This window comes from Sulfurovum sp., assembly GCA_026990595.1.
Classification (GTDB): Bacteria; Campylobacterota; Campylobacteria; order Campylobacterales; family Sulfurovaceae; genus Sulfurovum.
In genome coordinates this window covers 1-6,612 of record JALXCZ010000015.1, presented here as the reverse complement: position 1 = coordinate 6,612, position 6,612 = coordinate 1, and the positions used below count along the sequence as shown (strand labels likewise).

Sequence of the window (6,612 nt, the reverse complement as noted above, 5' to 3'; positions counted from 1 at the left end):
CGGGTACGCACAATCCAGGCAATCCAGGCAATCCAGGCAATCCAGGCAATCCAGGCAATCCAGGCAATCCAGGCAATCCAGGCAATCCAGGCAATCCAGGCAATCCAGGCAATCCAGGCAATCCAGGAGCTTAAATTTTTTTTAAATGACTACTTCCAAACTATTTTCCATATGAATTTGGTTAAAATATTCTATAGATAATAACCAAGGAAGAGCATATGCAAGAGATTTATGAAAAACTGGGACTATTCTATCTAGGGAAAGATGTTGATAAAACTTCTATGGAGGCAACAGATGCCCTTACTCTGCTTAAAAACAAGCACTTTACTACCCATGCAGCAATTATTGGTATGACAGGCTCCGGTAAGACAGGGCTTGGAGTAGATATTATTGAAGAAGCTGCAATTGATAATATTCCCTCTATTGTTATTGATCCAAAAGGAGATATGGGTGATCTTTGTTTGACTGACCCGAATTTCAATCCTAAAACATTTGAGCCATGGGTAGAGGATGAAGCCAAAGCCAAAGAGACAAATGTAAGTAGCTATGCAGCCAAGATCTCTGCAGTGTGGAAAGAAGGGGTAGAGAGTTGGGGGCAGGACAGTTCTCGTGTAGAAAAGTTTCATAACATAAAAAAAACTATTTACACACCGGGAAGCTCTGCCGGTGTAGCCATCAATATCATGTCTTCACTTGAAACACCACCTGCTGAAATTATGGAAGAGAGTGATATATTTACTTCCTATTTGAAGAGTACAGTGGTAGGATTACTCTCGCTAGTTGGTATCGTTGCGGATCCTTTAGATTCTAAAGAGTACATCCTTCTTGCACAGATACTTACTAAGGCATGGCTTGCAGATGAAAATATGAGTATAGAACAGATCATTGGAAAGGTTATTAATCCCTCTTTCAAAAAGATAGGGGTATTGCCACTAGATGATTTCTACCCTCAGGAAGCACGTTTTAAACTGGCAACCAAATTTAATTCGTTGCTTGCAAGTCCAAGTTTTTCTCTTTGGCTTCAGGGTGATAGCCTAGATATTCAAAAGCTTCTTTATGATGAGAATGGTAAAGCAAAGATAGCCATCTTCTCCATTTCTCACCTCAATGACGAGGAGCGTATGTTTTTTGTGACATTGTTGTTGAACAAATACACAGCATGGATGCGAAGACAAAGTGGTACTTCGGCACTCAAGACATTGCTCTATATGGATGAGATATTTGGTTTCTTCCCTCCTACAAAGAACCCTCCAAGTAAAGAGCCTATGCTCCTGCTTCTGAAGCAGGCACGTGCTTTTGGTGTAGGGGTGGTACTTAGTACACAGAACCCTGTAGACTTGGATTATAAAGGACTCTCTAACATCGGAACATGGTTTATAGGCAGGCTACAGACCACTCAAGACATAGAGCGTGTCATAGATGGGCTTGGGGGTAAAGTAGGTGCAAGTTATGACAAAAATGAAATCAAAACACTCTTGGCAAACCTAAAAAAGAGAACCTTTTTTCTAAAGTCTGCACATTTAGAGGATATTCGACTTTTTACCACACGATGGGTGATGTCTTATCTTAAGGGACCACTCAAACGTAATGAGATAAGCAGGCTTATGAAAGTACAAAAAGAGACTCAAAATATTGAAGCAGAAACAGTGCATAATATGATTCAGAAAAAGCAAAAACTAGAAAGCTTCCAAAATATTGATGACTCCATTCCTCAGTATTTTGAACCTGATGCTACAGGAGAGAACCATTTCTATGCAACTCTGGGAGCTAAAGCCAAAGTACACTTCTATAATCAGCGTAAAGGGTTGGATGAAGAGAGAGAACTCATACTTTCGCTGGAACTGGAGAGTAATCAGCAAACGGTTGACTGGGAAGAGGCAGGAAGAGAAGTGGAAGACTTTGAAAAATATCCTTCTACGGCACCAACTAAAGCAAAATTCCAGCCATTGCCAACAGTTGTACTTGAAGACAGAGGATTGAAAAAAGCCATTAGAGAGCTTAAAGAGGAGCTTTATACAGAGGAGCGTTTGGAACTTTTACGCTGTAGTTCGCCAGAGCTGGAGTCCAAGGCAGGGGAATCTCGTGCAGATTTTATGGTACGTCTGCAAGATATGCTGAATGATAAAAAAGAAGAGCAGATAGAAAAACTGCAAACACGTTATGATAAAAAAGAGAAAACACTGCTTGACAGGCTTGAGCGTGCGAAAGAGCGTGTAAAAAAAGAGGAGGCAGATTCTACAAACTCTATGATAGAGACAGGTATTGCAGTGCTTGGTGCACTCTTTGGACGAAGAAGTCCTGCAAGCATAGGAAGAGCCTTTAGAAAAGGAAGCACTATCCTTAAAGAGCATGGAGATATGAGTCGGGCAGAACAACGAGTGGCTGCAATTCAGGCAGATATAGAGACACTGGAAAATGAGCTTGAAGATGCTGTAGATGTGATCAATGATAAATATAATATAGATAATTGTGAAATAGAAACATTTACGGTAAAACCGAGAAAAACAGATATAGATGTAGCATTATGTGCTGTAGTTTGGAGAGTTAGTTAAGAAAGACAAGGAGTAAAAGCGTTAGCTTTTGCTTCCCGGTTTAATGGCTTCAGATTTTCCTTCTTTACAAAGAGGACAATCTTGCGGTGCATACATTTCAAACGTAAAATCATCCAGAGAAAAAAGAGGAACATCCTCAGGAAGACTACATTCAGGTTTTGCTGTATTATTACTGCCTATGCGTTTACAAAAACCCCTGTTGGCAAGTGATGCAAATGCAACTACTTTACCCCCTAGTGCTTCAATAGCTTTTGCTGCTTTAAGTGCAGAACCGCCTGTGGTAATGATGTCTTCACAAATAATGATCTTTTCACCTTTTTTGATCTCAAATCCGCGACGAAGCTCCATCCCACCTTCTTTTTTCTCAACAAAGATAGAACGAACATCCAAAGAGCGAGCCAGCTCATAGCCGGCAAGTACACCACCTAGAGCAGGGGCACAAACGGTATCCACTTCCACACCGGCATCACGTATCATTTGTGCAAGTGCATCTGTAAGCAATGCAGCTTTTTTAGGATATTCAAGTACTTTGGCGCTTTGAAGGTATCTAGCCGAATGATTGCCGCTTGCCAAGAGAAAATGTCCGTCAAGCAGAGCATTTGCATCTTTATAGACCTGTTCTACATTCATTACTAAACCTTTAGGATATCAGCTTCTTTTACTTTAAAAGCTTCTTCTATTTTAGCAACATGTTCATCTGTAATCTTTTGGATCTGTTCTTGGGCTTTTTTTGATTCATCTTCACTGATATCTTTCGCTTTTTCAAGTTTTTTAATTTTGTCATTCCCATCTTTTCTTACATTTCTAATAGCAATCTTTGCAGCTTCTACCATTCCTTTTGCCTGTTTCACAATCTCTGTTCTTTGCTCCGATGTCATAGGAGGGAAGAATAGTTTGATAAAGTCCCCATCATTGTTAGGATTAACTCCAATATTCGCTTCCTGGATCGCTTTTTCAATATCTCCTAAGAGTTGCTTTTCCCAAGGAGTGATACTGATAGTGGTAGCATCTGTTGCAATGACATTCCCTACCTGATTTAATGCAGTAGGTGTACCATAGTAATCTACTTTGATATTGTCTACAATTCCTGTAGTTACTTTTCCGGTTCTGAGTGTTGCGAAGTCTCTTTTAAGTGCTTCAATACTTTTGTCCATATTTTCAATAGTGTGTTCAAAAATTTCATTTACCATAACATTCTCCTAGGTTTATTAGGCAGATTTTACCCTTTTTTACCTTGTTTGGTATTTAGTTGGTCGAAGCACAGGGAAGAGAAAAAATGTACAAGAAGGATTTTCCTTCCTGTGGGAGTGTTATTTCTTGGCTGGTGTTGAAGGAGCAGCCGGTGCGCTGCTTTTTGGCATTACAGGTGTTACCGGAGCTGATGGAACAGCAGCATTGTTTTTAGGAACTATTGTATCCGCGACAGAACTACTATTCTGTGCAGTATAAAGATAGCCCAAGGCCAATGTGTTTATAATAAATGCAAATGCAAGTGTAAATGTAAGTTTAGCAAGAAATCCTGTAGGTCCTTTTGCTCCAAATACAGATTCGTTACTGCCGCTATATGCGCCAAGACCTATACTTGAACTTTTTTGTAGCAGTACAGTGATAGTTATAGCGATCGCCAATATGATTTGTACGATTAAAAGTGTTGATGTCATGAATATCCTCATTTTCTATAGAGTACCCAAACGTAATTTGGGTATAATTTCGGCGATTATACCTAAAAAAGTTTGAAATAGCGATGAAGAGTGCAAAAGGAGAGAAAATGTCAAATGTAATTCAGGAATTTTCCCGCTTTGCACATCAGTACGATCACTATAATATTATACAGGTACAAGTTGCTAAAATATTGGCAGAAAAGATCCCTTTAGATAACTATAGTACACTTCTTGATATAGGTTGTGGGAGTGGTGAAATTTTTAGGAAGCTGCAGAAAAAAATAAAAACATTTGAACTTTTCGTTGTACTTGACTCTTCTGAGAAAATGCTGGAGATACACCCACAAACAGAAATAGTTACAAAGGTTTGTGCAAATTTTAATGATAAGAACTTTATAGATGCACTACCTTTGAAACAATATGACCTACTGCTCTCTTCCTCTGCTTTACAATGGAGTAATGATCTTGATTTTACAGTGGGAAAACTTTCAACACTTTCAAATAGATTTTATGCAGCCATTTTTACCTCTGGGACATTTAAAACATTGCACCGAACAGCAAATATAAACTCTCCTATATATTCGGCAGAAAAGCTGCAGGAGACTATTTTAGAATATTACAATGATGCCTCATTTGTTTTGCACCACTATACATTGGATTTTGATTCAGTGCGGGAAATGCTTCAGTATATTAAGAAAAGTGGAGTAAGTGGTGGAGAGAAAAAGTTAAGCTATAGACAAATAAAATATTTGATGGAAAAGTATCCACTGGATCATCTTGAGTTTGAAGTACTCTTTGTCAATGCAAAGAACTAATCTTTTTGTTTCAAAAAGAATATTTTTTCTATGCTGTAAAGTTCATAACGTAGATCTTTAAAGAGTTCGGAAAGAGATAAGTCAGTTAGTTTGAAACTTTCTTCGAGTACACGTGCAGATTCCTGAGCTCTTGAAAAGTTTGCTATCATCAGGTCATTTATATTGCTACGTGCCATTTCGGAATCGATACTCTTTTTTTGCACATCATGTTCACTATCTCTGTAGCGTAAGCGCTTTTGATCGTAAGCAGATTGAATTTTATGTCGTAGTGCTTTGAGTGTAAAAGTGAGAACAGTATCATCATAGATGTAACGGTTGATATCTTCAATGACACGAATACCCTCTTTTAATCTGTTAAGGTTGGCATCTATCAGACGCGCTATCTTAACAGAATTTACTTCCCTAGTCATCTCCGCCGAAAATACCAAGCATTTGGAGCAGGGCTGTAAACATATTTAGAAAATCAAGGTAAAGTGAAACAGCAGCGTCTACTGGTGAATCATAGGCACCATTTGCAATATTCTGCGTATCATAAATAGTGAAAAAACTGAATAGAAGCAAAATACCGGCAGTAATGATCACATGCATCATAGGGCTTTGAAGAATAAATACATTTACTAATGAAGCGATGATCACAACGATCAATGTGATGAATAGGGGCTTCCCCCAGTTTGAATAATCACTTTTACTATTAATCGCAAAAAGACTTAATGCCCCAAAAAGTACAGAGGTCATAAGGAATGCATTCCCGATAACAGCACCGTTACCCATGCCAATGAGTTTTGCTAAAAGTGGTACCAATGAAACACCTGTTGCAAAAGTAAATACAAAAAGAGCAGCTAAATTTAATCCTGGTTTATTTCTTGTCATTCCCAGACCAACAAAAAGCATAAAGAGTTCAAAACCAAAAATGAACCATCTATAGTGCATAACAGTTTCAGCATAAGGCATTGTTGCATAAGCACCAGCTGCTGCGGCAAGCATACTTGCTGCCAACAGTTGATATGTTTGTTTCATAAAATTGACAGTTGAACCTTCCTTCACATAACCAGCTTCTACCGGATGGGTATAATTTCTATCATATAAAGCCATAATATTCCTTTTTGTTATTATTATCGATTTGTGCAAGTATAGTGCAGGCAGATTAATCTAAGGTTAATCTAAATAGTTATTCTAATTTACGTTGTTTTTGTAATTTGCTATACTCTTCTTTTGCCTTTTGTGCTTCACTTTTATTAGATTCAATCTGTTTTTGAGCTATATCCTTTTTTGATGAGGTGACTTCAGGTGTCTCCATACATCCGGAAATAAAGAGTGTAACAATAGTTATCATAATATAAAATAATTTCATAAAGTACCTTTATATAGTTAATAGCTAGATTATAAATAAAGTTATCTTAATCAATCATAGTAAAGAGATCATATTTTATATATAATGTATGTATTAAAAAAAAATAAACAAATTTCAATAAATTAGCGAAAAACCCTTGACAAGGGAGAAGTTCGGTGCTATAATACGCGTCCACAAACACAGAGACCTTAGCTGAGTTAGTTAAGAGAGTGAGAAGTGAGTGATCTTTGACA

General features: G+C 37.8%; 9 protein-coding genes. 3 read left to right on the top strand and 6 right to left on the bottom strand.

Annotated features, from left to right (window positions below):
• Both MVE01_RS04555 and MVE01_RS04550 read left to right on the top strand, forming a co-directional pair.
• A partial coding sequence (locus MVE01_RS04555) for a hypothetical protein (RefSeq protein ID WP_472560984.1) occupies positions 1–201 on the top strand: 201 nt, incomplete at its 5' end.
• Positions 202–218: 17 nt separating this feature from the next.
• Positions 219–2,552: a helicase HerA domain-containing protein gene (locus tag MVE01_RS04550; RefSeq protein WP_472560983.1), complete on the top strand. Its 2,334-nt coding sequence runs from the start codon at positions 219–221 to the stop codon at positions 2,550–2,552.
• A gap of 21 nt (positions 2,553–2,573) precedes the next feature.
• Here MVE01_RS04550 and pyrE read toward each other — a convergent pair whose 3' ends face one another.
• From pyrE to secG, 3 genes are all read right to left on the bottom strand, one after another.
• Positions 2,574–3,182 (bottom strand): orotate phosphoribosyltransferase, encoded by a 609-nt coding sequence (pyrE, locus tag MVE01_RS04545; protein ID WP_472560982.1) that lies wholly within the window; start codon positions 3,180–3,182, stop codon positions 2,574–2,576.
• A 2-nt stretch (positions 3,183–3,184) separates the two neighbouring features.
• Positions 3,185–3,742 (bottom strand): ribosome recycling factor, encoded by a 558-nt coding sequence (gene frr, locus MVE01_RS04540; protein ID WP_472560981.1) that lies wholly within the window; start codon positions 3,740–3,742, stop codon positions 3,185–3,187.
• Positions 3,743–3,862: 120 nt separating this feature from the next.
• Positions 3,863–4,213: a preprotein translocase subunit SecG gene (gene secG, locus MVE01_RS04535; RefSeq protein WP_472560980.1), complete on the bottom strand. Its 351-nt coding sequence runs from the start codon at positions 4,211–4,213 to the stop codon at positions 3,863–3,865.
• 107 nt (positions 4,214–4,320) lie between these two features.
• On the opposite strand from secG, the gene MVE01_RS04530 reads away from it, so the two are divergent.
• Positions 4,321–5,028, top strand: a complete 708-nt coding sequence (locus tag MVE01_RS04530) for a methyltransferase (RefSeq protein WP_472560979.1) — start codon at positions 4,321–4,323, stop codon at positions 5,026–5,028.
• Here the strand turns inward: MVE01_RS04530 and MVE01_RS04525 are convergent.
• The 3 genes from MVE01_RS04525 to MVE01_RS04515 form a co-directional block, all read right to left on the bottom strand.
• Positions 5,025–5,438: a thiamine-phosphate pyrophosphorylase gene (locus MVE01_RS04525; RefSeq protein WP_472560978.1), complete on the bottom strand. Its 414-nt coding sequence runs from the start codon at positions 5,436–5,438 to the stop codon at positions 5,025–5,027. The genes MVE01_RS04530 and MVE01_RS04525 overlap by 4 nt on opposite strands.
• Entirely contained in the window at positions 5,431–6,120 is a 690-nt protein-coding gene (locus MVE01_RS04520; protein WP_472560977.1) for a Bax inhibitor-1/YccA family protein, read from the bottom strand. The genes MVE01_RS04525 and MVE01_RS04520 overlap by 8 nt, the downstream gene beginning before the upstream one ends.
• A 76-nt stretch (positions 6,121–6,196) precedes the next feature.
• Complete coding sequence (locus MVE01_RS04515) at positions 6,197–6,379, bottom strand: hypothetical protein (protein ID WP_472560976.1); 183 nt, start codon at positions 6,377–6,379, stop codon at positions 6,197–6,199.
• Positions 6,380–6,612 lie beyond the last annotated feature (233 nt).

Coding starts and splice junctions, on each gene's coding strand:
- MVE01_RS04550 (WP_472560983.1), top strand. CDS start 219: ATGCAAGAGATTTATGAAAAACTGGGACTATTCTATCTAGGGAAAGAT.
- pyrE (WP_472560982.1), bottom strand. CDS start 3,182: ATGAATGTAGAACAGGTCTATAAAGATGCAAATGCTCTGCTTGACGGA.
- frr (WP_472560981.1), bottom strand. CDS start 3,742: ATGGTAAATGAAATTTTTGAACACACTATTGAAAATATGGACAAAAGT.
- secG (WP_472560980.1), bottom strand. CDS start 4,213: ATGACATCAACACTTTTAATCGTACAAATCATATTGGCGATCGCTATA.
- MVE01_RS04530 (WP_472560979.1), top strand. CDS start 4,321: ATGTCAAATGTAATTCAGGAATTTTCCCGCTTTGCACATCAGTACGAT.
- MVE01_RS04525 (WP_472560978.1), bottom strand. CDS start 5,438: ATGACTAGGGAAGTAAATTCTGTTAAGATAGCGCGTCTGATAGATGCC.
- MVE01_RS04520 (WP_472560977.1), bottom strand. CDS start 6,120: ATGGCTTTATATGATAGAAATTATACCCATCCGGTAGAAGCTGGTTAT.
- MVE01_RS04515 (WP_472560976.1), bottom strand. CDS start 6,379: ATGAAATTATTTTATATTATGATAACTATTGTTACACTCTTTATTTCC.